The following is a 645-nucleotide window of genomic DNA, read 5'->3' on the forward strand; positions in this document are numbered from 1 at the left end:
ATTTTTACCCCTCGATAGAGCTCCGTATGTGCTTTTTGAAGGCCGCAGCCGTGTACATTGGAGAAAGTCAGAGAGGTCACTCCGATTTTTCCGAGTTCCTGCTTCAGCTTTTCAAAATTTGCCGGACGCGTTACAATTTCTACCTTGAACATTTGACCGCTCATAGCGTCACTCCTCACATAGAATCTTGATATGCTTTTTCCCCGTGCATCGTTAAGTCAAGCCCAAGTGACTCTTCTTCTTCAGTTGCGCGAAGGGGAAGGAAGAGGCTTACAATTTTAATAATAACGAAAGTGACAATAAATACAAAAACATAAGTGGCGGCGATGGCGACGATTTGTTTCCAGATTAAGCTTGCATCACCGTAAAATAACCCATCTGCGCCCGCTGAGTTAACAGAGGTTGTTGCGAATAATCCTGTTGCGATTCCGCCCCATGTGCCGCCGATCCCGTGCAGGCCAAAGGCGTCAAGCGCGTCGTCGTATCCGAATTTCTTTTTAAGCGAGAATACTCCCCAGAAACAAACAGCTCCGCCGATGATGCCGATAATAATGGAAGCGAACGGTGTGACAAATCCGGCAGCCGGCGTAATGGCGACAAGCCCGGCGATTGCCCCAGATACCGCTCCGAGCATTGTCGGTTTTT

The 645-nt window shown here is 48.4% G+C and carries 1 protein-coding gene and 1 pseudogene; both read right to left on the reverse strand.

The annotated features are described in order from the left end of the window. On the reverse strand, nucleotides 1-164 hold a 164-nt coding region (locus ACWHAR_RS28390; protein WP_452088610.1), incomplete at its 3' end, for a P-II family nitrogen regulator. A gap of 11 nt (nucleotides 165-175) precedes the next feature. Continuing rightward, a pseudogene (gene amtB / locus ACWHAR_RS28395) lies at nucleotides 176-645 on the reverse strand (ammonium transporter AmtB); the annotation flags it as partial.

It is taken from the genome of Bacillus sp. LR--39 (assembly GCF_053613335.1).